Annotated in this window: 25 protein-coding genes, 1 pseudogene and 1 other annotated feature; of the genes and pseudogenes, 24 read left to right on the forward strand and 2 right to left on the reverse strand. The window is 38.5% G+C overall.

From position 1 onward, the window contains the following. Nucleotides 1-663: 663 nt before the first annotated feature. Complete coding sequence (locus IEU90_RS02655; protein ID WP_188357685.1) at nt 664-1692, reverse strand: lactonase family protein; 1029 nt, start codon at nt 1690-1692, stop codon at nt 664-666. Nucleotides 1693-1809: 117 nt separating this feature from the next. Here IEU90_RS02655 and IEU90_RS02660 point away from each other — a divergent pair. The 3 genes and pseudogenes from IEU90_RS02660 to IEU90_RS02670 all read left to right on the forward strand — a co-directional run bounded on the left by IEU90_RS02660 (nt 1810) and on the right by IEU90_RS02670 (nt 5722). Further along, nucleotides 1810-2663, forward strand: a pseudogene (locus tag IEU90_RS02660) (methyltransferase domain-containing protein). Between the two features lie 176 nt (nt 2664-2839). Then, nucleotides 2840-3349 carry a tRNA (uridine(34)/cytosine(34)/5-carboxymethylaminomethyluridine(34)-2'-O)-methyltransferase TrmL gene (gene trmL / locus IEU90_RS02665; RefSeq protein WP_153710640.1) on the forward strand — a complete coding sequence of 170 codons (510 nt, stop codon included), beginning with the start codon at nt 2840-2842 and terminating at the stop codon, nt 3347-3349. Nucleotides 3350-3370: 21 nt separating this feature from the next. Next, entirely contained in the window at nt 3371-5722 is a 2352-nt protein-coding gene (locus IEU90_RS02670; protein ID WP_153710639.1) for a DNA translocase FtsK, read from the forward strand. A gap of 97 nt (nt 5723-5819) precedes the next feature. Here IEU90_RS02670 and IEU90_RS02675 read toward each other — a convergent pair whose 3' ends face one another. Then, entirely contained in the window at nt 5820-5939 is a 120-nt protein-coding gene (locus IEU90_RS02675; protein ID WP_003666746.1) for a DUF4044 domain-containing protein, read from the reverse strand. Between the two features lie 126 nt (nt 5940-6065). Here IEU90_RS02675 and IEU90_RS02680 point away from each other — a divergent pair, with 126 nt between their 5' ends. The 21 genes from IEU90_RS02680 (at nt 6066) to IEU90_RS02780 (ending at nt 26234) form a co-directional block, all read left to right on the forward strand. Beyond that, the gene (locus IEU90_RS02680; RefSeq protein WP_153710638.1) at nt 6066-6422 is read left to right on the forward strand and encodes a hypothetical protein; all 357 of its coding nucleotides are present in this window, start codon (nt 6066-6068) and stop codon (nt 6420-6422) included. Nucleotides 6423-6696: 274 nt separating this feature from the next. Further along, entirely contained in the window at nt 6697-7125 is a 429-nt protein-coding gene (gene mraZ / locus IEU90_RS02685; protein WP_163705564.1) for a division/cell wall cluster transcriptional repressor MraZ, read from the forward strand. A 15-nt stretch (nt 7126-7140) separates the two neighbouring features. Beyond that, the gene (gene rsmH, locus IEU90_RS02690) at nt 7141-8097 is read left to right on the forward strand and encodes a 16S rRNA (cytosine(1402)-N(4))-methyltransferase RsmH (protein WP_153710637.1); all 957 of its coding nucleotides are present in this window, start codon (nt 7141-7143) and stop codon (nt 8095-8097) included. Between the two features lie 6 nt (nt 8098-8103). After that, nucleotides 8104-8475 (forward strand): cell division protein FtsL, encoded by a 372-nt coding sequence (gene ftsL2 / locus IEU90_RS02695; protein ID WP_153710636.1) that lies wholly within the window; start codon nt 8104-8106, stop codon nt 8473-8475. Beyond that, a complete protein-coding gene (locus tag IEU90_RS02700) occupies nt 8475-10634 on the forward strand; it encodes a PASTA domain-containing penicillin-binding protein (RefSeq protein ID WP_153710635.1) in 2160 nt (719 codons plus the stop codon). The genes ftsL2 and IEU90_RS02700 overlap by 1 nt, the downstream gene beginning before the upstream one ends. A gap of 24 nt (nt 10635-10658) precedes the next feature. After that, entirely contained in the window at nt 10659-11630 is a 972-nt protein-coding gene (mraY, locus tag IEU90_RS02705; RefSeq protein WP_153710634.1) for a phospho-N-acetylmuramoyl-pentapeptide-transferase, read from the forward strand. A gap of 12 nt (nt 11631-11642) precedes the next feature. Next, nucleotides 11643-13016, forward strand: a complete 1374-nt coding sequence (gene murD, locus IEU90_RS02710) for a UDP-N-acetylmuramoyl-L-alanine--D-glutamate ligase (protein ID WP_153710633.1) — start codon at nt 11643-11645, stop codon at nt 13014-13016. Nucleotide 13017: 1 nt separating this feature from the next. Continuing rightward, nucleotides 13018-14130, forward strand: coding sequence for an undecaprenyldiphospho-muramoylpentapeptide beta-N-acetylglucosaminyltransferase (murG, locus tag IEU90_RS02715; protein ID WP_153710632.1), 1113 nt, complete (start codon nt 13018-13020; stop codon nt 14128-14130). Between the two features lie 26 nt (nt 14131-14156). Beyond that, nucleotides 14157-15005: a cell division protein FtsQ/DivIB gene (locus IEU90_RS02720; protein ID WP_188357686.1), complete on the forward strand. Its 849-nt coding sequence runs from the start codon at nt 14157-14159 to the stop codon at nt 15003-15005. Between the two features lie 122 nt (nt 15006-15127). Continuing rightward, nucleotides 15128-16501, forward strand: coding sequence for a cell division protein FtsA (ftsA, locus tag IEU90_RS02725; RefSeq protein ID WP_153710630.1), 1374 nt, complete (start codon nt 15128-15130; stop codon nt 16499-16501). A gap of 20 nt (nt 16502-16521) precedes the next feature. Then, nucleotides 16522-17769: a cell division protein FtsZ gene (gene ftsZ / locus IEU90_RS02730; protein WP_153710629.1), complete on the forward strand. Its 1248-nt coding sequence runs from the start codon at nt 16522-16524 to the stop codon at nt 17767-17769. A 72-nt stretch (nt 17770-17841) separates the two neighbouring features. Further along, nucleotides 17842-18261: a cell division protein SepF gene (locus IEU90_RS02735; RefSeq protein ID WP_153710628.1), complete on the forward strand. Its 420-nt coding sequence runs from the start codon at nt 17842-17844 to the stop codon at nt 18259-18261. A gap of 18 nt (nt 18262-18279) precedes the next feature. Beyond that, complete coding sequence (locus IEU90_RS02740) at nt 18280-18540, forward strand: YggT family protein (RefSeq protein WP_153710627.1); 261 nt, start codon at nt 18280-18282, stop codon at nt 18538-18540. Nucleotides 18541-18559: 19 nt separating this feature from the next. Beyond that, on the forward strand, nt 18560-19345 hold the full coding sequence (locus IEU90_RS02745) for a YlmH family RNA-binding protein (protein ID WP_153710626.1): 786 nt from the start codon (nt 18560-18562) through the stop codon (nt 19343-19345). 21 nt (nt 19346-19366) lie between these two features. Beyond that, nucleotides 19367-20110, forward strand: a complete 744-nt coding sequence (locus IEU90_RS02750; protein WP_153710625.1) for a DivIVA domain-containing protein — start codon at nt 19367-19369, stop codon at nt 20108-20110. Nucleotides 20111-20131: 21 nt separating this feature from the next. Continuing rightward, nucleotides 20132-20351, forward strand: a binding site (T-box leader). Nucleotides 20352-20406: 55 nt separating this feature from the next. Continuing rightward, the gene (gene ileS, locus IEU90_RS02755) at nt 20407-23202 is read left to right on the forward strand and encodes an isoleucine--tRNA ligase (protein WP_188357687.1); all 2796 of its coding nucleotides are present in this window, start codon (nt 20407-20409) and stop codon (nt 23200-23202) included. Between the two features lie 114 nt (nt 23203-23316). Continuing rightward, nucleotides 23317-23520: a cold-shock protein gene (locus tag IEU90_RS02760; RefSeq protein ID WP_153710623.1), complete on the forward strand. Its 204-nt coding sequence runs from the start codon at nt 23317-23319 to the stop codon at nt 23518-23520. 13 nt (nt 23521-23533) lie between these two features. Beyond that, a complete protein-coding gene (locus tag IEU90_RS02765; protein WP_153710622.1) occupies nt 23534-24085 on the forward strand; it encodes an NUDIX hydrolase in 552 nt (183 codons plus the stop codon). Then, a complete protein-coding gene (locus IEU90_RS02770) occupies nt 24078-24347 on the forward strand; it encodes a hypothetical protein (RefSeq protein WP_188357688.1) in 270 nt (89 codons plus the stop codon). Before IEU90_RS02765 ends, IEU90_RS02770 begins: the two co-directional genes overlap by 8 nt. Nucleotides 24348-24358: 11 nt before the next feature. Further along, complete coding sequence (locus tag IEU90_RS02775; protein WP_153710621.1) at nt 24359-25054, forward strand: 5'-methylthioadenosine/adenosylhomocysteine nucleosidase; 696 nt, start codon at nt 24359-24361, stop codon at nt 25052-25054. Nucleotides 25055-25079: 25 nt separating this feature from the next. Then, nucleotides 25080-26234 (forward strand): cysteine desulfurase family protein, encoded by a 1155-nt coding sequence (locus tag IEU90_RS02780; RefSeq protein WP_188357689.1) that lies wholly within the window; start codon nt 25080-25082, stop codon nt 26232-26234. The last annotated feature ends 1 nt before the right edge of the window (nt 26235 follow it).

Below are 26235 nucleotides of genomic sequence, written 5' to 3' on the forward strand. Positions count from 1 at the left end.
TGCCGAACACAGAAGTTAAGCTTCAACACGCCGAAAGTAGTTGGGGGATCGCTCCCTGCGAGGATAGGGCGTTGCCACGCTAATAATAAAAGAGGGTTACATATCGCTTTTGGTATGTAACCCTCTTTTAGTGCTTTCTTGATTCAGTTAAGTGCATAAGCGAAACGAACACACGAAACAAAAAGTAAGCAGTCAATAGTAGTACGTATTGAAAAAATAGGGTCATGAGCTACCAACATGGTAATTTATGACCCTGTTATTATTTATGGCATTCTGCTTACTGTGATGATTCTTTTTAGTTATTTTACGGCTAATTAAATAAATACTTGCTAAAAGCTACAAGAAGGCGATAACTACAGGTAGCACGTTTTTTATTATCTTAACGTGCTCAATCCCGATCATTCGAAAGTTGAAACTTTAAGCCATGTTTATTTCTCTATTTTTGAGGAATATAAATAAAAGTCTGTCAAATTAAGGGAAATTCTTGTATCATTATTCATGGAGGTTACCTTCTTTTCTGTGTGATTTGGCGATTTCATTGTATCAGAGGGCGGACCTCTTTTTTATTTTAAAAGAAAAAAGTCTGATATTGATATCGAAAGTAGTGTTTCTATATCAATATCAGATATTATAGAGCCAATAATTGCAGTTATGTTACGCTATTTACTTCCATTTCATAACACAAACTGGTTCTGGACAAGCTACATCTTTTTGCAGAAGAGTCAGCTTACCAGTTGTTGGATCCCGCTTGTAAAGGGTAAGATTATCTGTGTTTTGGTTTGAAGCTAAAAGGTAATGTTCATCTTGGTTTAAGTTAAAGTCGCGTGGGAAGTCACCTTCAGTAGAAATAGACTGGATATGCTTAACGGTGAAATCCGGTTGAATTTCAAAGACAGCAATTGTGTTTTCTCCCCGATTAGAAGTGTATACAAATTTACCATCGCTTGAAATACGGATAGCTGCTGCTCCATTATGGGCAGTCCAGGTTGAAGGAATCGTTTTAATTATTTGTAAGTGCTTGAAAGAAGCATCCGAACTGTTGTACTTCAATACTTCTAATTTACTGCTTAATTCCCCTAATAGGTATGCATATTTGCCATTTGGGTGGAATGCAATATGACGGGTTCCAAAACCATCCTCACATTTGTAACGTGAAACAGCTGTTAGTTTGCCATTGTCAGATACATCGTAGACAACAACAAGATCCATTCCTAGATCACAAACTACTAACCGATTGTCGGGAGTTAAGTCAGCATAATGAACATGAGGAGCTTCTTGTTCTGGTTGTGGACCAGTTGCACCCTCATGCAAAACCGAATCAGTTTGGGTAAGGGTGCCGTCTGAATTAATCTTGAACACATCTACTTTAGCAGTGTGGTAATTAGCACTGTAAAGCAAATGACGTTTCTCATCGACACCTACATATGCAGGTGGTGCACCGGCTGCTAAGACTTCACTTAACATCTTTGCGTTATTGTCATCTAAGGAATATGAAGCAACTCCCCCTTGATCATCTACTTGCTTAATAGCATAAATCCGACCGTCTTGGCCCACCTGTAGATACGCTGGCTTTTGTGATGGGATTGCCAGACTTACATCGGTAATTTTTTCTCGATCAGTATCAAGTGTGACCTTGTAAATTCCTTTACTTGTCTTTTTGGTATAGGTTCCAATTAGAAATTGTTCAATCAATTCAATTTCCTCCTTTTTGAAAATGCTTACCTATATAATAGCAATTTGCCCACTGTAATTCTAGCTGTGATACACTGTTCTTAGTATTTTTTATTATTAGTTAATGGAGGAAAGAACGTGAAGAAAGTAGAACGTCAGCGTGAATTAGTAAAAAGTAATATTGATCTGTTCCAATGTCCCGTATGCGAGCAGCCAATGAAAAAAATAGAAGGAAATAGTCTTGTTTGTATTAATAACCATCGCTTTGACTTTAACCGGCATGGATATCTTCATTTCCTTAATGGTGCCGCCAACACTGAATATGGTAGTGAAATGTTTAATTCGCGCCGGCAGCTCCTAAATGCGGGACTATTTAGTCCTATTATTGAAGGAATCAGTAAATTGCTGCCAGCAAAGTCAATGAAGATTTTGGATGTTGGTACTGGTGAAGGAACACCATTAATGCAATTAAACGCTCTTCGTTTGAAATATTCTGATACAATGATTGGATTCGACATTTCTAAACCAGGAATAACTTTAGCAACCCAATTACCTCTAGCAGCATTTTTTTTGTTGCTGATTTACGGAAATTACCATTTACTGCACAAAGTTTTGATTTGATTTTAGAATTATTTTCTCCTTCAGATTATCAAGAATTTAATCGGGTCTTAAAAAATAATGGAATGCTAATTAAGGTAATTCCTAATGCTAATTATTTAATTGAATTGCGCCATCTTTTATACCAAGATGGGGAGCGTAACTATCAATACGATAATTCACGGGTTGTGGAATTATTTAAACAGCACTATCCGAATAGTCAGATTAAAAAAATAAAGTATCGTTTCGATATTCCAAATGGGTTGCAAGAGGCATTATTGGAGATGACTCCGTTGCATTGGGGAGAAAATGCTAAAAAATTATCCCGAGAAGAACTTGACCAACTAACAACAATCACTGTTGATGTTAGTTTATTAATTACGAAAAAAAGTTAATTTAATATTGCATCTGCGATAATTTAGTGCTAAATTATTATAAGAAATCGTTTGATAATTGACATCGAAACGTATAAATTCGTTGGTGATTATCAAGGAGTACTTCATTAAAGCAGCGTTTCGCCGTGCCCACACCGAGACCCTGCTTTTTTTATTTGTTTAAGGAGATTTTTATTATGACAAACCATATTGTCCTGTTTGAACCGCTTTTTCCAGCTAATACCGGGAATATTGCTCGTACTTGTGCAGGTACGAATACCGAGCTGCATTTAATAAAGCCCCTTGGATTCTCAACAGATGATAAACATATGAAGCGAGCTGGACTGGATTATTGGGACAAAGTAAAAATTACATATCATGAAGACTTGCCTTCATTTATGAAAACAATTCCTGATATCAACCGCTTATACATTGTTTCAAAATTTGCCACGCATGATTACACCGATGTAGATTATACTGGTGAAGGGGATCATTATTTCTTGTTTGGAAAAGAGACAACAGGGCTACCAGAACGGTTTATGCAAAGATATCCTGAAAATGCTATTCGGATTCCTCAAAATGATGAAAATATTCGGGCATTAAACCTTTCAAATAGCGCCGCAATTGTTATTTATGAAGCGCTGCGGCAGCAGAACTTTCCCCGATTAGCGCGTGTCCACCGTTATGAATTTGATAAATTAAAATAAGATTAGGGAGGCAATAATAAGATGGCGAGAAGAAGAAAAGTATCATCCCGCCGGACAAAAGGGCAGACAAAAAAGAAAAAACAGCAATATCGGTTAATTGATAACTTGCTTGGTGTTATTGTTTGCCTGTTAATGTTAGTTGGCTTATTTAATCTAGGAGTATTAGGTACTTTCCTTGACAACTGTTTTAAAATCTTTGTTGGTGAATCTTATCCGCTCGCAATGGTTATTGTATTTCTGTATGGCTTATGTTTTGCACTTTATAGTCATTGGCCACATTTTAAGAAACGTTGGGTTGCTGGTACACTTATCGCTTATACTGGGTTCTTAATGTGGCTGCAAACTGTTATGTTTCAGCGTTTGAATCTTCACGCCAAAATAATTGAAACTACTTGGAATAGTCTTAGTAAGGTTATCTTTAATGGTGATTCGACAGTTTCTGTGGGCGGGGGGATGATTGGTGCTTATTTATATAACGGAAGCAATATTTTAATTTCTGAAGTTGGGACGGCCATTTTAGCATGGTTATTAATGATTATCGGAATTATTATTTTCTTCGCTTTGCCATGGCGTGACTTCTTGGTAAAACTAGGAATTGGAATTAAAAAATCTGGAACAGCAATGGCAAATGCCCATGAACAATTAATAAAAAAGAGGTCTGAGAATGTACCAAAATCAGTCCCTGCTTCTTCAATCAGCGCCCCAATTGCTAGAGCATCGCGACAGGTAAAGGATTTCTTTACTGATCAAGAGCCTGAGACACCGACCTCACCACTAGCATCAGCTGCAGTTTCATCATCTCCTGCTCCAGCAAGCGAACCAACCATTCGTGTGGCAAGTGAAAGCCAGAATGATGAAGAAAGTAATATCAATGGGGACGACACTTCTTCTGAAAATCAAACAGACTCCGAGGTAACATTAACCGGAATCGATGCTAAAGAAGATGATGATTATCAATTACCGCCAATTAGCTTATTGAGTCAAGTGAAGGCGACCGATCAGCAAGAAGACTTGCGTAATATTAAGAAAAATACGCAAACTCTTCAGCAGACATTAAAATCTTTTGGTGTCGATGCCACAGTTGAAAATGTTAATCTTGGACCTTCAGTGACAAAGTATGAGTTACGACCTGCAGTGGGAGTAAAAGTCAGTCGGATTACTCATTTAGCCGATGATTTAGCCCTTGCTTTAGCGGCAAAGGATATTCGGATTGAGGCTCCTATTCCTGGAAAATCACTGATTGGAATTGAAGTGCCAAACCAGCAAATTGCCACTGTTGGATTTAGGGATATGGTTGAGAATGCTCCTAATAATGACAAACCGATGGAAGTACCTCTTGGCAGAAGCGTTACTGGCGATGTTAAGATGGCAGACTTAACCAAGATGCCGCACCTCTTAATTGCAGGAGCAACGGGGAGTGGGAAATCGGTTGCTATTAATGTAATTATCACAAGTATCCTATTAAAAGCTAAACCCCATCAGGTTAAAATGTTGATGATTGATCCCAAGAAAGTTGAATTAAGTGTTTATAACGGTATCCCTCATCTACTAAGCCCAGTAGTTTCAGAGCCTAAGAAAGCGGCGCGGGCACTTGGTAAGGTGGTTGCTGAAATGGAGCGCCGATATGAATTATTTGCTAAATTCGGAGTACGAAATCTTGATGGATATAATAAATTTGTCCAGCAACAGAATGATGAGCATCCCGAAGATTCGCAGGCTAAATTACCATTGGTGTTAGTAATTGTTGACGAATTAGCGGATTTAATGATGACTGTTTCTCACGACGTTGAAGATGCAATTGTCCGAATTGCTCAAATGGGACGTGCTGCTGGTATTCATATGATTTTAGCAACGCAGCGTCCATCGGTGGATGTTATTACCGGATTAATCAAAGCCAATGTCCCATCACGGATTGCTTTTGCCGTTTCGAGTGGGATTGACTCACGAACTATTATTGATACTAACGGAGCTGAAAAACTCCTTGGTCGCGGGGATATGTTATTTGAACCGATCGACCAAAATAAGCCTGTTCGAATTCAAGGAGCATTTATTTCTGATCATGATGTTGAAGCAGTAGTTGATTTTATTAAGAGTGAGAGTGCTGCTGAATATGATGATAATATGGTTGTAACAGATAATGAAATTGAACAAGAAGAGCAGGCTGAAGAGGAAGATGAATTATTTCCAGAGGCATTAGATTTCGTGGTTGATCAGCAGAAAGCATCGACTTCGCTAATCCAACGTCGCTTTAGAATTGGTTATAATCGTGCTGCACGGATTATTGACGATATGGAACAACGTGGATTTATTGGACCCGCTAATGGTTCAAAACCACGAGAAGTTTATAAACAAAAGGATGAAAATACACTTTAATAGTTTATAATTCAAAACACAAATGGGGCTCCAGTATTCGGTAAAGCCGAATACTGGAGCCCCATTTGTATATAAAACGATTGAGATCTTTAATGAGTTAAATTAAGTTTAAGGATGCTACTGCGCCAAAAATTAATGAGCCGAGCATTGCAATTAACATTAGCCAAATTGCAACCATGGTAATTTTTTGGAAACGAGTTTTCTTTTTTCGTTGCATTATTAACCATCCTTCCATTTTTATCAGTAATAGTAGTGTACCGCATTTTAATTGTCTTTTTCAAATCTTGTTTTAGATTATGTTAAACTAAAACTATTTAGGTCATTAAGAAAGGGATTGAAAATCTTGACGGTTAATATTAAAGTCATTATTTTAGAGATTATCTTATTATTAATAGTAGGAGTTGCAGAACATCTTTTATTGAAGATCTCACATAAGGTAAAAAAAAATAAACATTTGTGGTGGGAATGGACAATTATTTTGTGGATCTTAATTATTTTTAATTTAGGATTTTATTGGCCAGCCTATCCAATTGCTGTTTGGATGATTTTAGCGTTGATATTAATTGGTATTCAAATAGTTCATAATCATGAATTCATTTATCGCCGTTATTGGCCAGTTTTTTGGCGCTATTCTGCATATTATGCGTTAATTATATATATTGGTAGCTTGGTTTTTTCTTCATGGTTACCGCTTGTTTAAGAGGGTGGGAAATATCTCAACCTCTTTAAATATTTTAAAGGATAAAAATTTCATAGCGCCGTAGTTAACTAGTAGTTTGACCTCTGATTAGTACTGTATCAACCTGTCCATCCTTCTAGTACTTTCCAACTTTTATTTATTGTTTTAATTTTAGGGAATTTACAGACTATTTAGAACATCTATTACTTTTTGATAAAATTCATAAAATTACGTGGTGAGAAGTGGGGGATTGTGGTAGACTTGACCTATAAAGTGGTAAGGGAGGTTATTAGTCGTGTTAATGGGCGAATTTACGCACACTATTGACGCTAAGGGTCGACTAATAATTCCAGCCAAATTTCGAGAACAATTGGGGACACACTTTATTGTTACTCGGGGGTTAGATGGGTGCTTGTTTGGGTACCCATTAAAAGAATGGGAACTTTTAGAACAGAAACTAAAAGCTTTACCACTAACAAAGCGCGATGCACGTGCATTTGTGCGTTTTTTATATTCTGCTGCGACTGATTGTGAAATCGACAAGCAGGGGCGGATTAATATTCCCTCGACCTTGCGAGCCCACGCAGCACTTGAAAAAAAGTGCGTTATAGTTGGCGTCTCCAACCGGTTAGAAGTTTGGAGCGAAGATCGGTGGAACAAGTTTACGAGTGATACAGCAGATAATTTTGATGAAATTGCAGAAGATCTTAATATTGATTTTTAATGGAGGTTTTAGTTGATGGCAGAATTTAAACATGTAACGGTACTTTTGAAGGAGGCCGTAGCAGGATTAAATGTGCAATCAACTGGCACTTACGTTGATGCAACATTAGGTGGTGGTGGCCACACGCAGGCGATATTACAACAGCTAGCGGGTGGTCATCTGTATTCTTTTGATCAAGATCAGACTGCAATTGAATATAATAAAGAACACCTAAAAACAGAGATTAATCAACACAAATTAACATTAGTAGAAGACAATTTTCGTAACCTAAAAGCGGAATTAAATCAATATAATGTCAATCGCATTGATGGTATTCTTTATGATTTAGGAGTTTCATCGCCACAGTTTGATGATGCTAAACGTGGTTTTAGTTATCAACATGATGCGCCGCTAGATATGCGAATGAATCAGGAACAAGCATTATCGGCGATGGAAGTGGTTAACGATTGGCCATACGAGCGTTTAGTTAAGATCCTTTACCGATATGGTGAAGAAAAGTTTGCCAAGTCGATTGCAAGAAAAATTGAACAGCGTCGTGCGGTAACGCCAATCAGGACAACATTTGAGTTGGTTGACGTAATTAAAGAAGCGATTCCGGCAGCAGCCCGGCGACATGGCGGTCATCCCGCTAAGAAGAGTTTTCAAGCAATTCGGATTGCCGTTAATGATGAACTGGGTGCTCTAGAGGAATCGTTGGAGCAAGCACTGACCTTGTTGAATGTTGGCGGACGGATTAGTGTAATTACATTCCAATCATTAGAAGACAGATTAGTTAAGACAATGTTTCGGGAGAAAACATCCTTGAGTGCTAATGTGCCACAAGGATTACCTGTAATTCCAGCAGGAATGGAGCCAAGTTTTAAACTAATTAACAAAAAACCAATCATAGCTAGTAATCAAGAATTAGTTGCAAATCATCGTGCGCATAGTGCCAAGTTGAGAATAATTGAAAGAATTAAAGAAGGAAAGTGACATATTATGGTTTCAAATGCGGCAAGGCAATTAGCAGGACAAGAACAGCCTCTGCAAATGCCAGAGAAGAAGACTTATCGTCAGCCACAAACATCACCGCAACCAGTTAGGTGGTCAAAGTTTGAACGTTTTTTGGTAGCTGCGGGGAGTTTAATTACGTTAGTTTTAATGATTAGTCTTCTTTCAACAAAAATTAGTATTAATAATCAGCAACGACATTTGCAAGATGTTCAAACACAAATTAGTAAAGCGAAAAGTAGTAATACAAGTTCGCAGCAAGAAATTGCCGAATTGACGAGTCAATCGCATTTGAAATCAGCAGCGCATAAATATGGATTAACAGATAAAAATTCAAATGTAAGGAACGTTAATAAATAATGAATAAGAAGCCACAACGAACGAAAAATAGGGGACATAGAGAAAACCGAGGGACCTTTGGCAAATGGCTCTTTCTAATCACGGTTGGATTGTTTACCTTATTTATCGTTCGTTTTGCGTATATCGCAATAAATAAAGATGTTCAACACGTTAATTTACGGTCACAAGCCGAGCAGATTTATACTCAGCAACGCATAATTCAGGCGCGACGGGGCGATATTTATGATGCCGATGGAAATGCACTGGCAACTGATACTAGCAAGTATACCCTATATGCTGTTTTAGATCGGACGCAAAAATCTTCTGATGGTAAGCCGCTCTATGTTAAAGACCGCCAGAAAACCGCTAAGATTTTATCTCAATATATAAACCTTAAACCGGCTCAAATTGAAAAAGCCCTAAAGCCAAAGGGACAAGCATATCAGGTTGAATTCGGGAGTGCTGGGAGTAATCTTTCTGCGTCAACAATGCAAAAAATAAAAAAGCATCATTTACCGGGAATCAATTTTATTGCTACTCCAGCGCGTCAATATCCAGAAGGTGAATTTGCTTCCCAGATAATTGGGATGGCAACTCCCAAGGTAAAGACTAAGAATGGAACAGACGAAACTAACTTAGTCGGTCAATTAGGCTTAGAAGGATATTTTGATAAAGAGCTTACCGGAGTAAACGGTTTGCGAAAAGATAAGCAAGATGTATACGGGTACCAAATTGCAAATTCAAAACAAGTAATGAGAAAAGCAGTGAATGGGGATAACATTTACACAACCCTTGACTCCCAAACGCAGCATTTCCTCGAGAATAAAATTAACAAGGCTTATAAGAGTTCAAATGCTAATTCAATGACTGCGGTTGTGATGGAAGCAAAAACAGGTAAGATCATTGCTGCCACACAGCGACCAACCCTTCATGCCGAAAATAATCCTGTCTGGCGAAACATGCTAGTACAGGATGCTTATGAGCCCGGCTCTGTAATGAAAATATTGACTTTAGCAGCTGCTATCGATACGGGTCACTTTAATCCTAATGCGACCTTTAATTCAGGAACTTGGGCAATGGGTGGTGGAAAAATTACCGACTGGTCAAGTTCTGGATGGGGAACTATTTCCTATAAAGATGCTTTTGATATGTCTAGTAATGTTGGTTTTGCTCATGTTGAACAGGATATGGGTGCCGATACTTGGATGAAGTATATCAAACGTTTTGGATTACTTAAAAAAGTTAATGTTACTGGAATGGGTAATGAAGTAAATGGGTATACCACCTTTAAGGGCGCGCTTGCCCAAGCTAATACCGCTTTTGGTCAAGGGATAACGGTAAATGCGATGCAGATGATGCAAGCGTTTAGTGCAATTGGTAATAATGGCAAGATGATGAAGCCGTATATTGTTAGTCGGATTGTAGATGGTAATAACGGAAAAACCGTTAAAAAGGTAAAGCCAGAAGTTGTTGGCCATCCAATAAAAGCGTCGACCGCAAAGAAAGTGCTTGGCTATATGCAGGGTGTTATTTATGATCAAAAAGGATTAGGTCATGATTATCAAATCAAAGGGTATCGCATTGCCGGAAAGACTGCCACCGCGCAAATTGGTGGAGCGCATGGTTACTCAACTGGTGATACCAATTACCTGTACTCATTTGTTGGGATGGCTCCTGCTAAAAATCCTAAATATATTATGTACGTAACGCTTCGGCAACCGCAGAACTTAAAGAAACCAGCTACTAAGCAAATTGCGAGTGTCTTTAATCCAACAATGAAAATGCTGTTAAGTCAGCAAAAAGTAGCGGAAAAAGCTAAGCGAAAAGTTATTACTATGCCTAATGTTATTGGCGAGACAACTCAGAAGGCTAATAGTCAATTGTCTAAAAAGGGAATGCAGGTTGTTGTAGTTGGCTCTAAAGGAAAAGTTAAGCAACAATCTGCTGAGCCTAATCAACAGGTACTGACTGATCAACATGTTATTTTGGATGCGGGTGGTGAATATCGGATGCCTGATATTTCCGGCTGGAGTTCTGCCGATGTTCAGCAGCTTGCCAAAATTCTAAAGTTAAATGTAAAAGAAAATGGTACAGGCTACGTCACTCAGCAAAGCATCTCACCAAACACACCAATTAAGCGTGGCACAACATTAACTGTTCAATATGAAGCTAAAAACTAGCATATAAACTAATTGGAGGTAAACATGAATTTCTTAAGTGCAGTTTTGACAATTCTTAGTTCATTTTTAATCACATTCCTATTAATGCCCTCACTAATTAAATATTTCCGGGCAAAAAAAGAAGGACAACAGATTCGAAAAGAAGGTCCGACTTGGCATGCTAAAAAAGCAGGAACACCAACGATGGGCGGCTTACTATTTATTTTTTCAGCGGTAGTAACCGTTTTATGGGTAGCTGCTTGGCAAGGATTAATGACTAATACATTATGGGCCTTGCTCTTTGTTCTGGTTGTCTATGGCTTAATTGGAATGTGGGATGATAGCATTAAGATCTTTCACCATCAAAATGAGGGATTTAAACCATGGCAAAAGGCGTTATGTCAAGTGTTAGCAGCAATGGTCTTTACTGTTATCTATCAGCATGAAGGATTCCAAATGGGCTTTGGGACAACTCAAATTGGTTGGCTTTACGGCTTATTCATTATTTTTTGGATTGTTGGTTTTTCTAATGCGGTCAACCTGACTGATGGCCTAGATGGGCTAGTTAGTGGTTTATCAATCATTTCATTTGCTGCGTATTTGATTATTGCACTGGTAAACTTAAACCAACCCGGCTATCCTGAAATTGCCCTTTTCTGTTTAGCAATGATTGGAACGTTGCTTGGTTTCTTCCCATACAACCATAAACCTGCCAAAATTTTTATGGGTGACATGGGATCGTTAGCTATTGGGGCTTCACTTGCTGCTGTTTCATTACTGCTGCATCATGAATGGTCGTTGCTGGTTATTGGGATTGTTTATGTTTGCGAAACCGCTAGTGTTATCCTTCAAGTGGCTTCATTTAAGACAACAGGTAAACGAATCTTTAAGATGACTCCAATCCATCATCATTTTGAAATGAGCGGCTGGAGTGAATGGAAAATTGATATTGTTTTTTGGCTTATTGGTTTGGTAGCATCAATTATTGCTGTTACGACAATCTTATTAGTTGGTTAGGAGTAAGAATAAATGAAGAAAATTGACAAATATCAAGGGAAAAAAGTTCTTGTAATGGGATTTGGAATTAGCGGAATTAATGCTGCTCATTTGCTAGTAAAACTCGGTGCAAATGTTACAGCTAATGATAAAGCAACTCCTAAAGATAATAAGGTTATTGAGGATTTAGAAGCTGACGGTATTAAAGTTATTACTGGTGATAACCCGCTTTCGCTTGCTAATGAAGGTTTTGACATAGTAGTTAAAAATCCAGGAATACCATATGATAATTCACTTGTAGCAGAATTTGTAAAAAAAGGGACGCCAATTATTACAGAAGCAGAACTAGGCTGGCAAATTTTTGATGGGCATTTAGTAAGTGTTACTGGAAGTAATGGTAAAACAACAACCACTACGTTGACTCAATTAATGATTGCTGAAAATGCAAAACATCAAGTAAAGTATGCAGGTAATATTGGAATCTCATTTAGTAAGGTTGCAGAAAGCTTGGGACCTGATGATACTCTTGTTACTGAATTATCAAGTTTCCAGTTATTGGGTGCGCCAACGATTCATCCGCATATTGCAATTATTACTAATATCTTTTCAAATCACCTGGATTATCATAAGACACGGGAAAATTATATTAATGCTAAGCTGAATATTACGCGTAATCAAACTAAAGATGACTTTTTAGTGATTAACTGGGACCGGGATGAATGGCAGAAAATTGCTCAACGGAGCCAGGCAACTATTGTTCCCTTCTCGCGATTAAATAAGAGCCATGACGGAAGCTACGTTGAAAATGGAATTATTTATTGGCGTGGCGAAAAAGTTATGGCGACAAAGGATATTCGTCTCATCGGGCCGCAAAATGTTGAAAATGCCTTGGCAGCAATTGCAGCAGCAAAACTAAGCGGTGTTACAAATGAGGCCATCGAAAAAGTGCTAACAACATTTAGCGGGGTTCGTCACCGTCTCCAATATGTGCTGGAATATCAAGATCGTCTTTTCTATAATGATTCAAAGTCAACTGACATTGAGGCCACTGAAGTAGCGCTTCAAGGGTTTAATCGACCAGTAATTCTTTTAGCAGGGGGACTTGATCGTGGATATACATTTGAGCGCCTTGTTCCTTATTTTAAAAAGCATGTTAAAGCAATTATCGTTTTTGGAGAATGCAAGGATAAGATGAAGGATGCTGCTGAACGAGCGGGAATCCCTTCGATTGTTGAAAGTGAGAATGCAATTATCGCTGTACCTGAAGCTTGGAAACTAAGTGAACCTGGGGATGTTATTTTATTATCACCGGCTAATGCAAGCTGGGATCAATTCCCTAGTTTTGAAGTTCGTGGTGATAAATTTATCGAAGCAGTTGAAAAATTAACAGGAAAGAAGGAGCAATAAGATGCGATTATTAGTATCAGGCGGTGGTACAGGCGGCCATATTTATCCGGCATTAGCATTGATTGAACGCCTTAAAGAAGTTGAACCAGATACCGAAGTACTATATGTTGGAACAACTCGTGGACTTGAAAATAAAATCGTTCCAGATGCTGGAATTAAGCTTGAAACGATGCATATGCAGGGATTTAAACGGTCACTTTCCTTAGAAAATATTAAGACTGTCTATTTATTTTTGAATTCTGTTCACCATGCTAAAAAGATTGTCAAAGATTTTAAGCCGGATGTGGTTCTTGGAACTGGAGGCTATGTTAGCGGGGCAGTTTTATATGCTGCTGCCAAAAAACACATTCCAACGGTTATTCACGAACAGAACAGTGTTGTTGGCGTTACAAATAAATTTTTAAGCCGTTATGTAGATCAGATTGCAATTGCATTTGAGGCCGCGCGTAACCAATTTCCAGCTGATAAAGTTACAATGGCAGGAAATCCTCGTGCCCAACAAGTCGCTGCTCAAAAAGATAGTGATTTTTCATGGACAAGCTATGGTCTAAAGGATGACGTGCCAACATTAATGGTTTTTGGTGGTAGTCAAGGAGCACCAAAAATTAATAAGACGGTCGTCGATGCTATTCCTGAATTTAATAAACGACCATATCAGGTTATCTTTGCAACTGGGCAAAAGCGTTATGATGATGTAAAAAAGCAATTAGAAACGGCAAACATTAAACCGGCTGATAATGTTAAAGTAGTACCTTACATAAAGGATATGCCAGCTAAAATGCCTAAAGTAGCAGCGTTAGTATCGCGGGCAGGAGCGACTACTATTGCTGAAGTAACAGCGCTGGGGGTTCCAACAATCCTCATTCCTAGTCCTTACGTTACTGCAAATCATCAAGTAAAAAATGCTCAGGCGCTAGTAAAAAATAATGCGGGGCTGATGATTACTGAAGATAAGTTAGATGTGCGTTCCTTGTTAACTCAGGCCGATAAAATTATGGAAAACGCTCAACTACGTGAAGAGATGGCTGCAGCCGCTCGAAAGATGGGCCGACCAGATGCTGCAGATCGGTTGATCAAGGTCTTGCATAAGGCAATTGATGAGCATCAAAATTAAAAAATAAACTGGAAGGAGGAGAAAAAGTGGAAAATAATAAATCGGCTGTTGAACATCATAAATACTCAGAGCGTTTAACAGAACTAGAAAAGCGAAGTGTTGCTGCTCAACAACGGCAACGGAATAAAAAATCTGCTAAAGCTCATATTGGGAATAAGATCCATGGGATTAAAGTTAAGCGTTATGTTTCCAATGGTGAACGGGTATTAAAGTTAGTTGTTTTATTTAGCTTAATTCTCCTCCTGATGCTTTATATTATTTCGCCTTATAGTAAGGTTAAGAACTTGGAAGTAAACGGAAACCATGATCTGACAAAAGCACAGGTTGAAAAAGAAACTAAGATTTATCCGGGACGTTTTATCTGGGGAGTGTACCTAGGTCGGCACCAAATTATTAATGATGTCAAAAAACAAAATCCGCAAATAAAAAATTTAGTGATTAAGGTAACCGGCCCGCAGTCTCTCCAGTTAGTAATAAAAGAAAATGCGCTCTTAGGGACAGCAGTAATGAATAATGATACATATGCGGTTTTAGCAAATGGTCAGTTACAACGAACAAAAACTGCTGACAATGGAATTGCTTATAAACGTTTTGATGGTCACCGAGAGGCTCTGGCAACAACTGCTGGTCAACTTGGTAAATTAAAACCAGCAATCAGAAATGGTATCTCAAGTGTGAGCTATCAGCCAACTAAGGAATATCCTGATCGAATTATTATTTATATGCGCGATGGCAATACGGTTTATGCTGACTTAAATACAGTTGGTGATAAGCTTGCCTACTATCCGGCAATTGCAGCTAATATGAAAGATAAAGGGGTAATTGACCTTCAGGTAGGAGCATATTCTTACAGTTATGATTCTAAGGATAAATGATTTTGTGAAAAACCTTGATAATTCTCTTTTTTGTCATTGTTTATGTGTGGTAAAATCTTATGTAGGTTAAATAAATTATAAATAATTCAGTTAATAATAGTCTTAGGAGGGTTCCTTTTAGAATGAATAATTCAGAAGTATACGTTGGATTAGATATTGGAACCACCTCGATCAAGGCACTGGTGTGTGAAAGTGTTAAGGGTCAGTTGAAAGTTATTGGTGTTGGTGTAGAACGATCGGCAGGATTAAACCGAGGAGTTATTGTCGACATTGATAAAACCGCCCAGGCAATTTCGGCGGCGGTAGCACAGGCCGAGGAAAAGTCCAACGTTGAAATTAAAAGTGTTGTAGTTGGCTTACCGGCAAATTACTTACAAATGCAACGGGTTCACGGTATGATTACAATTGCAACAAGAGGACAGTCAAGAGAGATTGTCAACCAAGATGTAATTGATGTTGCGCGAGAAGCATTAACGCAAAGTATTCCACCGGAACGTGAAATAATCGATTTAATTCCAACAGAATTTACTGTGGATGGTTTCTCTGGTATTAAAGATCCTCGGGGGATGGTCGGCGTTCGTTTAGAAATGAAGGCGACTCTTTATACGGGTCCTAAGACCATTATTCATAATACAAAGAAAGCTGTTCAACAGGCAGGGTATGATATTAAAGATTTTGTTATTACACCAATCGCTACAGACTTTAATCTCTTAAATGATGGGGAACAGGACTTCGGAACGGTTGTAATTGATTTAGGCGGTGGTCAAACCACTACCAGTATCATTCATGATCATCAATTAAAGTATACTTATGTTGATTCTGAAGGCGGAAAATATATTACAAAAGATATTTCTACCGTTATGAATACATCATTAAAAAATGCCGAACAGCTTAAGCTTAACCATGGATATGCAATGGCATCCTTAGCTGATGAAGATGTGCAGGTAGATGTTGATGTTGTTGGTCAAAATGAACCTGTTCAATATTCAGAGCAGTATTTATCAGAAATAATTGAAGCACGGGTACGACAAATTTTTGATCGTATCCAAAGCAAACTAAAAGCTATCCATGCTCCTGAATTACCTGGGGGCGTGGTATTAATTGGCGGAGTGGCTGCTTTACCAGGTATTAAAGAACTTGCTGAACAGTACTTTACTGGTAATATTAAGGTGAGTGTCCCAGAACAAATGGGGATTCGTCACCCTCGCTACGCTGTTAGTTTGGCGTTGGGAATGTATGAAAATCAATTGTCGGATATTGATCGTTTAATTAAGCAAACAGTCCAACGAATTGATACAATTAAGAGTCCACATGAAGAAAAGACACAGTCAATTAGTACTAATAGTCAAAGATGGACGGAAGAACCTACTAAATTACAGCAAACACAGCGACAAGTACAACAGCGTCCAGTTGCTGAGGAACCGCAGCCAAAAAAGAAGAAGCAAAACGGTCTTGGTAACCGGTTTAAAAATATTTTTAATAACCTATTTGACTAATTTAACGGAGGAATACTGCTATGGATAACGAAACGTTCACTAACGAAAACCAATTCGCGGAAGCACGAATCAAAGTAATTGGTGTCGGTGGTGGTGGCGGTAATGCCGTCAACCGAATGATTGCTGAAAAAGTGCAGGGAGTTGACTTTATTGTTGCTAACACCGATTTACAAGCATTAAATAATTCTGAAGCTACGACTAAGATTCGTCTCGGACCTAAGTTAACTAAAGGTTTAGGTGCGGGTTCCAATCCTGAAGTTGGTGAAAAAGCTGCTCAAGAAAGTGAAGAGCAAATTAAAAAAGCCTTAGAAGGAGCCGATATGGTCTTTATCACGGCCGGAATGGGCGGTGGTACTGGTACAGGTGCAGCACCGGTTGTTGCTAAGCTTGCAAAAGATAGCGGAGCATTAACTGTTGGTGTTGTTACTCGGCCATTCTCATTTGAAGGACCGCGGCGGGCACGATATGCTGCTGAGGGACTTGAAAAATTAAAGTCAAATGTTGACACTTTAATTATTGTTGCTAATAATCGTTTATTAGAAATGATTGATAAGAAGACCCCAATGATGGAAGCATTTAAGGAAGCAGATAATGTTCTTCGTCAAGGTGTACAAGGAATTTCTGACTTAATTGTTACTCCTGGATATATTAATCTTGACTTTGCTGATATTAAGACTTTAATGTCTAACCAAGGTTCTGCCTTAATGGGGGTTGGTGCTTCAACCGGTGAAAACCGTGCAACAGAAGCTACTAAGAAGGCTATTTCTTCTCCATTGCTTGAAGTATCAATTGATGGGGCCCAACATGTCTTAATGGACATTACGGGTGGTAAGGACTTATCAATGTTTGAAGCGCAAGAAGCTTCTGATGTTATTAAGCAAGCTGCTGGGACCAATGTTGATATTTCATTTGGTATGTCTCTTAATGAGTCAATGGGTGATGAAGTACGAGTTACTGTAATCGCTACTGGAATCGATAAGAAAAAGAAGATCCAACAACAAAAGCCAGCAGAAAATGATGCTCCGCGGGTAACACGTTCTGTTTCACGTGAAGAACAACCAGTTGAACAACCCAAGTCACGTGATCCTTTTGATGGATGGAATGATCCAACAGCCGACACCAATAACCAAAATCGTAATTCTGATAATGAGTTCTCTCATGTTACTAAACCAGAATTCAATGTATTTAACGATGATGCGGCTAATACGGATGACAATGATGATACTAACTTATCGACTCCACCGTTCTTCAAGAATCGTCGTAAGTAAAATATTAAGTTAAAGAGGTGGATCAAATAATCCGCCTTTTTATGTCTAAACTCATTAAGGAGGTTAAATACAATGGCAGCAAATTTCCTAAAAAGTTTATTTGGTGATGAAGACATTGATGAACAAGAATACTATGAAACAAGTGATCAAAATTCTGTAGCATCAACAACGAATTCAAATAATAAAGTTGTATCAATCAATAGCGGCCGTGTAAATCAAATGAGTCAAATTTCGTTATATGAACCGCGTCTTTATGCTGATGTAAAACAAATTGCCTCACAGTTGCTTGAAGGACATGCAGTAATTGTTAATTTTACGCAAATGGATTCAAGTGTTGCTGCGCGGTTAGTGGACTTTTTAAATGGGACAGTCTTTGCAATTGACGGTGAGATGAAACGGATTGGCAAAGAGATTTTTCTATGTACACCAAAAAATTATGAGATTTCTGGTAATTTAACAAGTAATTTAAAAAATGATAGTGATAAATTTTAATCACTAAAAGGAGTTTATATGATCGCGTTTTTGTTATGGGCAATTAACCAATTAGTTGATGCTTATATTTTAGTAATCGTTGTGTGGTGTATTATGTCTTGGTTTCCTAATGCTCGCAATTCACGATTGGGCGATATTATCAACAGGTTAGTCGAACCATATATGCGTTGGTTTGACTTTATCCCGCCAATCGGTGGAATTAGTTTTGCCCCAATGGTTGCTATCTTAGTTTTATGTTTTGTACAGGCTGGGTTAGCACAGCTTTCAGCAATCTTTTAATAATTAAGAGGGAGTAATTTTGAACGAAAATAATATTAAACAGCACTTTCGTCCAGATGAAGCACCGCTTATCGACCAAGTTAATGACTGGACAGCTACTGCTGAAGGCCAATATCGTCCTATCCTAACTCCTTTTTTAAATCCACGTGAACGTTTTATTGTTCAAACGATTGTTAATCGCAATAACAATGTTAAAATAAAAATGTATGGTGGTTGGCAAGGCGCAGAGATGCAACGAGTTTTAATTTATCCGCCTTATTATGAACCCTCTATAGAAGATTTTGCTCTTCAGATTTTAGAAGTTAATTATCCTATCAAGTTTTCGGAACTGCACCATCGTCAAATTATGGGAACTTTGATTGGTGAAGGACTGGAGCGTAATGCGTTTGGTGACATTTTAACGGATGGGATCCATTGGCAGGTTATTGTGTCAAAAACGATGGCTGAATATTTACGTAAAAACGTTGATCATGTTGGCAGGATAAAGGTCAAATGGATTCAAATTGCTGATGAAGCAGTTTTGACACCTGAAGACGAGTGGACACCATTGGTCACAACGGTTTCATCATTACGACTAGATGCTATCATAGCAGCGGGTTTTAACTACTCACGGAATCGAGCAAAGCAGTTAATAGAGCACGGTCAGGTTCGGTTAAACTGGGAAGAAATTAATCGTCCAGATTATCAAGTCGATGTACATGATTTGATTTCTGTTCGACATGGAGGACGGCTCAGGATCGACATGACTAATGGAAAAACAAAAAAAGATAAAGAAAGAATTACCATTTCGATTGTAAATGCGTAATTTGAATGGAGGAATTTACTCATGAGTTTGACGGTTGATCAAATTAACAATAAAGAATTTAGTACTAAGATGCGGGGATACAATCCTGAAGAAGTTCAAGAATTCATTCAGGAAGTTTCACAAACTGTTCAAGAATTGATAACTGAAAATAATAACTTACAGGAACAAGTACGGGCTAATGATAGTAAAATTAAGTACTTCGCTGACTTAAAGGATTCCTTGAACAAATCAATTCTTGTTGCACAAGAAGCAGCGGATAAGGTTAAGAATAATGCTAAACGTGAAGCAGATATTATGATTCGTGAAGCACAAAAACAAGCAACTGATATTGTTTCAGAGGCTAATGACAAATCAAATCAAGTAATTGAAGATGCTGCTAACTCTACTAAGAAATTGACAAGTGAAACTAATGACCTTCGTAAGCAAACGCGGATCTTCCGTCAACGACTCCAAGTAATGCTTGAATCACAATTAGAAGTTATTAAGAGTAACGAATGGGATAAGCTTTTGGAAAATGATGATTTGAGTAAATATGATGAAATTGAAAAAATTTTGGGAAGTCGTCTTGACAGCAGTTCAGCAACCAGTGTAGAATCAACTGCAACAACTGCTAGTGAAGAACAACCTGCTCAATCAGAGCAACAATCAACTGCTCCTGCTGAACAGCCAGCAGAAGATGCTGCTCCAGCTTCAGAAGCTGATACCAATGATGATAAGGGGAGTTCACCTGAAACTGTTGTTGTCTTCCCAGATAATAACAAGTAATATCACTAGTATCGTATTTTAATAAAATCGGTGAAGAGAAGTGGAATAATTAAATAACATTAAAGCGAGTCAACAATTGGTGAGAGGTTGATAATGTTTAATTATTCCTGATCATCTCGGAGTACCTCATTTGAGCTTAGTAAGGTGAGGCGGTTCATTATCGTTATCTAATGACTTAAGGAAACTTTAAATATTAAAGTTTTGAATCCGGGTGGTACCGCGAAGAAGCTTCGTCCCAGTAATGGGAAGAAGCTTTTTTTATTAAAATACAAGAATTGATGAAAGGGGTAATTAAAATGCGTGTTAAAGATACGTTAAACCTTGGCCGTACAAAATTTCCAATGCGTGGGAAATTACCTGTTACAGAAGCACAACGGGAACAGCTATGGGAAGAAAATAAAGTTTATGAATTACGACAAAAATTAAATGAGGGCAAGCCAACATTTGTCCTTCATGATGGCCCTCCATATGCTAATGGTAATATTCACATTGGTCACGCAATGAATAAAATTTCTAAAGACTTTATTGTGCGTTACAAGTCCATGTCCGGATATCGTTCTCCTTACGTCCCCGGTTGGGATACTCACGGTTTACCGATTGAACACCAATTAACAAAATCTGGTTATGATCGAAAAAAGATGAGCTTAACGGAATTCCGTGACCTATGTCGAGAATATGCATTAAAGCAGGTTGACAAGCAACGAACTGACTTTAAGCGTTTAGGTGTCAGTGGTGAATGGGATCACCCATACCTTACTCTTGATAAAGAATTTGAAGCTGCTCAGATTCGCGTATTTGGTGAATTTGCAAAGAAGGGGCTTTTATATCAGGCTAAGAAGCCGGTATACTGGTCTTGGTCTTCAGAGTCTGCCTTGGCGGAAGCTGAAGTTGAATATCATGATGTTGTTGCTAAGACAGCTTTCTTTGCTGAACAAGTTAAAGATGGTAAAGGACGCTTAGACAATAATACATACATGGTTGTTTGGACTACCACTCCATGGACAGTACCTGCTTCTGAAGCCGTTGCAGTTAATCCTAAATTTGATTATTCAGTTGTAAAACCTGCTAATGATGATCGGAAGTTTGTCGTTGCAACAGATCTTCTTGAAAAGTTAGCTGAAAAACTTGGGTGGGAAGATTATGAAGTTGTTGATCATTTTGCTGGTCAAGAGCTTGAAGGAATGACAACCCAACACCCATACCTTGACCGTGATCTCTTGGTAGGATTAGCCGATTATGTTACTGCTGATGCCGGTACCGGTTTAGTTCACACAGCTCCTGGTTATGGGGACGATGACTACAACTTTGGTAAGAAATATGATTTGCCAATTTTTGCACCGATTACTGATCAAGGGGTATTAACAAAGGATAATGGTGAAGGATTTGAAGGTGTCTTCTACCAAGATGCTGATGATGTTTCCCTACAAAAGCTAGAAGAAAATAATGCATTGCTTCTTCAAGAACCGCTTCAACACAGCTACCCATTTGATTGGCGGACAAAGAAACCAATCATTTTCCGGGCAACTGATCAATGGTTTGTTTCAATCGATAAGATGCGTCAAGATATTTTAGATGCTCTTGAAGATGTGAAGTACCATCCAGAATGGGGAAAGGTTCGTCTTCGTAACATGATCAAGGATCGTGGCGACTGGGTAATTTCTCGTCAACGTGTCTGGGGTGTACCGCTACCGGTATTCTATGCTGAAGATGGCACACCAATTATGGAAGAAGAAACAATTAATCATGTTGCTGACTTATTTGCTAAGTATGGTTCTAATGTTTGGTTTGAACGGGATGCAAAAGATCTTTTGCCAGAAGGATATACTAATGAACATTCACCAAATGGTAAGTTTACTAAGGAAACTGACATTATGGATGTTTGGTTCGATTCTGGTTCTTCACATCAAGGTGTCTTAGCTGAACGTGATTACTTAACATATCCAGCAGATCTTTATCTTGAAGGATCTGACCAGTACCGTGGTTGGTTCAATTCTAGTTTGATCACGAGTGTTGTTTGTTCTGGTCATGCTCCATACAAAGAAATTGTTTCGCAAGGATTTACGCTTGATAAGCGCGGCAACAAGATGAGTAAATCTCAAGGAAATGTTATTGACCCTAACAAAGTTGTTCAACAAATGGGTGCAGAAATTATTCGTTTATGGGTAATGAGTGCTGATACTTCTGCCGATGTACGGGTTTCGATGGGAACTTTCCAACAGATTTCTGAAGCTTACCGGAAATTAAGAAATACTTTCCGATTCTTACTAGCTAATACCGCTGATTTCAATCCAGAAGAAAATACCGTATCATACGAAAAACTTCAGTCAGTTGACAAATATATGCTGGTTAAGCTCAATCATTTCTTAAAGAAGATGCGGGAAGACTTTGATAATTACGACTTCCTAAATGCATACAAGCTTTTAATCAATTTCGTTAATAATGACCTTTCTGCTTTCTACATGAACGTTGCAAAAGATGTCTTGTATATTGAAGCAGAAAACTCAGAAGTTCGTCGTTCAATGCAGACAGTCTTCTATGATATCTTATTGACACTGGTTAAGCTTCTTACCCCAGTTCTTCCTCATACCACTGAAGAAGTCTGGAGTTATATGAATGAACCAGAAGACTTTGTTCAATTAACAGAAATTCCTGATCCACGTACTTTTGACAATGAAGAAGAATTATTGAACAAGTGGGATGACTTTATGGAAGTTCGGTCACATGTACTCAAGAGTCTCGAAGAAGCACGGAATGCTAAATTAATTGGTAAGTCCCTTGAAGCACAAGTAGACCTTTACTTAACAGATAGTCAAAAGCAATTGCTTGATAGTCTTAATGAAAATGTCCAATTGTTGCTCGGAGTTTCTGCCCTTCATGAACATGCCGCTGATGAAGCTCCTGCTGATGTTGACCAATATAATGATGGTGTTGCAGTTAAGGTTACAACTGCTAAGGGTGAAACCTGTGCTCGTTGTCGAATGGTCAAAGAGGATGTTGGCAGTGATTCGGCTTACCCTGAACTATGTGCTCGTTGTGCTGCAATCGTTCGCAAGAATTTCCCTGAAACAGTTGATGAGGGCTTAGAAAACTAATAATATCTAAAAATTAGCGGATTTCGCTAACCGGTAAATGACAATTATTTTTAAGCGGTGTAAAATACCAAGTGACGCTTGTTGCTTGGTATTTTATTTTGGAGTTGGTAAAAAATGCTCAAAGGAAGAGTTAAAAGTTTTGATGAACAAAAGGGGTGGGGATTTATTACAGTTCCTCACGAAGGTGAAATTTTTGTTCATTACAGCGGGATTGAAGGAACACGCCATCGGATCCTCCATCCGGGTGAAGAAGTATCGTTGGTAATTGTTCAAGGGAAAAAGGGACCGCAAGCAGCACATGTACGTGTTTTAGGATAAGGAAGGATTTTATATGGATTTTGAAGAACGTCCAATAAGCAGTAAAATAGTTTTTCATGGGCATTTAATTGATGTTGAAGTTCAACAAGTGATAACCCCATATGGAAATCAAACGCAACGAGAAATCGTTCATCATGCACCAGCAATCGCTATTTTAGCTCTTACTGCTGATGACAAAATGATTCTTGAAAAACAGTGGCGGGCACCAATTGCGAAAACGACTCTTGAAATTCCTGCTGGAAAGCTTGATCAACGTGATGCTGATAATGCGGTTCATGCTGCTAAACGGGAATTAAACGAAGAAACACGGTATGAAGCAACAAACTTGAAAAAGGTCTCTTCATTCTATACTTCTGTTGGCTGCATGGATGAATACATGACCCTATACTTAGCCACGGGATTAAAGCGTGTTACTACTGAACTGCCACAAGATCAGGATGAACAATTAGTTTTAAGCGAAGTAACTTTACCACAAGCACTTGAAATGATTGATCGGGGCGAAATTGAAGATGCTAAGACAATCATGGCAATCTATTACTGGCGAGGAATGAACAGACGTGGATAATAAACAACAAGATGAGCAGCAATCACGGATGTCGCGTAGTCAATACCGTCAACAACAGCGACAAGCAGAACAGCAATCAAGTGATGAACCATTAACAGGGGCAGCTGACCACATTTATAGTCGAGAGGCTGCAGCTGGTCAACGTCATGATGAAACGGTTGCAGAAAAGACGGCACGATTAAAACGACGACTAAATATAGCAATCGTTGCCCTGATTGTAGCAATTATTATTGTTTACTTAATATTATTTTATGTTGGATAAAGGAGAAAATTATGCGATTTGGAATTATTTGTGCAATGCCAGAAGAGATTAAAGAACTAACTGCAAAGCTCACGGCAAGGCAAGAAAAGCGAATTGGCGGAAAAGAATACCTTTTTGGCAAGATTAATAACCAAGAAGTTGTTCTTGTCGAATCTGGAATTGGTAAGGTTGAGGCTGGAATAACCACTGAACACCTAATTACTGATTGTGGAGCTGATGTCGTAATTAATTCAGGTTCAGCTGGAGGAATTGGCGCGGGATTGCATGTTGGTGATATTGTAATCTCAACAGAAACAGCTTATCACGATGTTGACGCAACTGCCTTTAATTACCGTTATGGCCAGTTGCCAGGAAAAGAACCACGATTTAAAGCATCAGAACAATGGGGCAAGGCCTTAGAAAAAGCGGGCGAAAAAACTGGCTTAAATGTAAAACGCGGTTTGATTGTTTCTGGTGATCAATTTATTGCAAGTACAGATGCAATAAAAGGAATTCTAAATCATTTTCCAGACGCGCTTTCTAGCGAAATGGAAGGAGCAGCTGTTGGCCAAGTCGCAACTGACCACCACGTTCCATATGTTGTAGTGCGTGCAATGTCTGATACGGGTGATGAAGATGCTGGTGTTAGTTTTGATGATTTTATCATTGATGCCGGAAAACGTTCAGCAAACATGCTATTACAGCTTTTCGGCGATTTAGATAAGTAATACGTAAATGGAAGGATGAAAACTTGTGAGTGAGATTTATTTGGATAATGCAGCAACAACCCCGATGACCCCGGAAGTGATTGCCGAGGTAACCAAACAAATGCAAGAATCGTGGGGGAATGCTTCCACTGGTTACTCATATGGTCGGCACGCTAAATTAGTGATGGAAGACAGCCGTCATGTTTTAGCACAAAGTATTAATGCTGATGATAATGAAATTGTGTTTACTAGCGGGGGAACAGAGAGTGATAATACTGCCATTATTCAAACAGCTTTTAAGCGGCAAAAACTTGGTAAGCATATTATCACAACCGCAATTGAGCACGAGGCCGTTTTAAAACCGCTTCACTTTCTAGAAGAACACGGTTTTGAGGTAACGTACCTGCCAGTTGATGAAAATGGTAATATCTCAATTGATGATTTTAAGGCTGCCCTTCGTGATGATACGATTTTAGTAACTATCATGATGGAAAATAATGAAGTTGGTAGTCAAATGCCTATTCATGAAATTGGCGAAATCTTGAAAGACCATCAAGCGTGGTTTCATACAGATGCTGTTCAAGCATATGGTCTCTTACCAATTGATGTGAAGGCGGATCACATTGATATGCTTTCAACGTCAGCTCATAAAATTAATGGCCCCAAAATGATGGGATTCTTATATCGGCGTGACGGTATTAGTTTTCCAAGTTTCATTAAGGGGGGCGACCAAGAAACTAAACGACGCGCCGGAACTGAAAATGTTCCCGGTATTGCAGGTTTTGCTAAAGCTGTAGAATTGAATACTCCAGAGGTAAAAGAAGAGCGGCGCAACCGATATTATGAGTTTAAACAGAAGATTGTCGACGCACTTAAGGAAAATAATGTTAACTTTGAAATTAATGGTCAAATTAATAAAACGCATGTCCTTAATTTATGGTTTAAAGGAATTTCAACCTATGTAATTCAAACAGACCTTGATCTTGCAGGAATTGCAGTTTCAGGTGGTTCCGCATGTACTGCAGGAAGTATTGAGCCTTCACATGTCTTAACAGCGATGTTTGGTCCAGATAGTCCACGAATTAGTGAGTCGATTCGAATTAGTTTTGGTGGTTTAAATACTGAAGAAGATATCGATAAATTAATTTCAACGATTATTAAAATTGTTGAAAAGCTAAAACAAATTAATGGAGAAAAATAAA

The organism is Limosilactobacillus caviae (assembly GCF_014635905.1).
Lineage (GTDB): Bacteria > Bacillota > Bacilli > Lactobacillales > Lactobacillaceae > Limosilactobacillus > Limosilactobacillus caviae.

Bases quoted from the DNA above. Each gene is read 5' to 3' on its own strand.
- ileS (WP_188357687.1), top strand. From the start codon at position 20,407: ATGCGTGTTAAAGATACGTTAAACCTTGGCCGTACAAAATTTCCAATG.
- ftsZ (WP_153710629.1), top strand. From the start codon at position 16,522: ATGGATAACGAAACGTTCACTAACGAAAACCAATTCGCGGAAGCACGA.
- murD (WP_153710633.1), top strand. From the start codon at position 11,643: ATGAAGAAAATTGACAAATATCAAGGGAAAAAAGTTCTTGTAATGGGA.
- mraY (WP_153710634.1), top strand. From the start codon at position 10,659: ATGAATTTCTTAAGTGCAGTTTTGACAATTCTTAGTTCATTTTTAATC.
- IEU90_RS02760 (WP_153710623.1), top strand. From the start codon at position 23,317: ATGCTCAAAGGAAGAGTTAAAAGTTTTGATGAACAAAAGGGGTGGGGA.
- rsmH (WP_153710637.1), top strand. From the start codon at position 7,141: ATGGCAGAATTTAAACATGTAACGGTACTTTTGAAGGAGGCCGTAGCA.
- IEU90_RS02670 (WP_153710639.1), top strand. From the start codon at position 3,371: ATGGCGAGAAGAAGAAAAGTATCATCCCGCCGGACAAAAGGGCAGACA.
- IEU90_RS02740 (WP_153710627.1), top strand. From the start codon at position 18,280: ATGATCGCGTTTTTGTTATGGGCAATTAACCAATTAGTTGATGCTTAT.
- IEU90_RS02735 (WP_153710628.1), top strand. From the start codon at position 17,842: ATGGCAGCAAATTTCCTAAAAAGTTTATTTGGTGATGAAGACATTGAT.
- murG (WP_153710632.1), top strand. From the start codon at position 13,018: ATGCGATTATTAGTATCAGGCGGTGGTACAGGCGGCCATATTTATCCG.
- ftsA (WP_153710630.1), top strand. From the start codon at position 15,128: ATGAATAATTCAGAAGTATACGTTGGATTAGATATTGGAACCACCTCG.
- IEU90_RS02765 (WP_153710622.1), top strand. From the start codon at position 23,534: ATGGATTTTGAAGAACGTCCAATAAGCAGTAAAATAGTTTTTCATGGG.
- trmL (WP_153710640.1), top strand. From the start codon at position 2,840: ATGACAAACCATATTGTCCTGTTTGAACCGCTTTTTCCAGCTAATACC.
- ftsL2 (WP_153710636.1), top strand. From the start codon at position 8,104: ATGGTTTCAAATGCGGCAAGGCAATTAGCAGGACAAGAACAGCCTCTG.
- IEU90_RS02750 (WP_153710625.1), top strand. From the start codon at position 19,367: ATGAGTTTGACGGTTGATCAAATTAACAATAAAGAATTTAGTACTAAG.
- IEU90_RS02675 (WP_003666746.1), bottom strand. From the start codon at position 5,939: ATGCAACGAAAAAAGAAAACTCGTTTCCAAAAAATTACCATGGTTGCA.
- IEU90_RS02700 (WP_153710635.1), top strand. From the start codon at position 8,475: ATGAATAAGAAGCCACAACGAACGAAAAATAGGGGACATAGAGAAAAC.
- IEU90_RS02775 (WP_153710621.1), top strand. From the start codon at position 24,359: ATGCGATTTGGAATTATTTGTGCAATGCCAGAAGAGATTAAAGAACTA.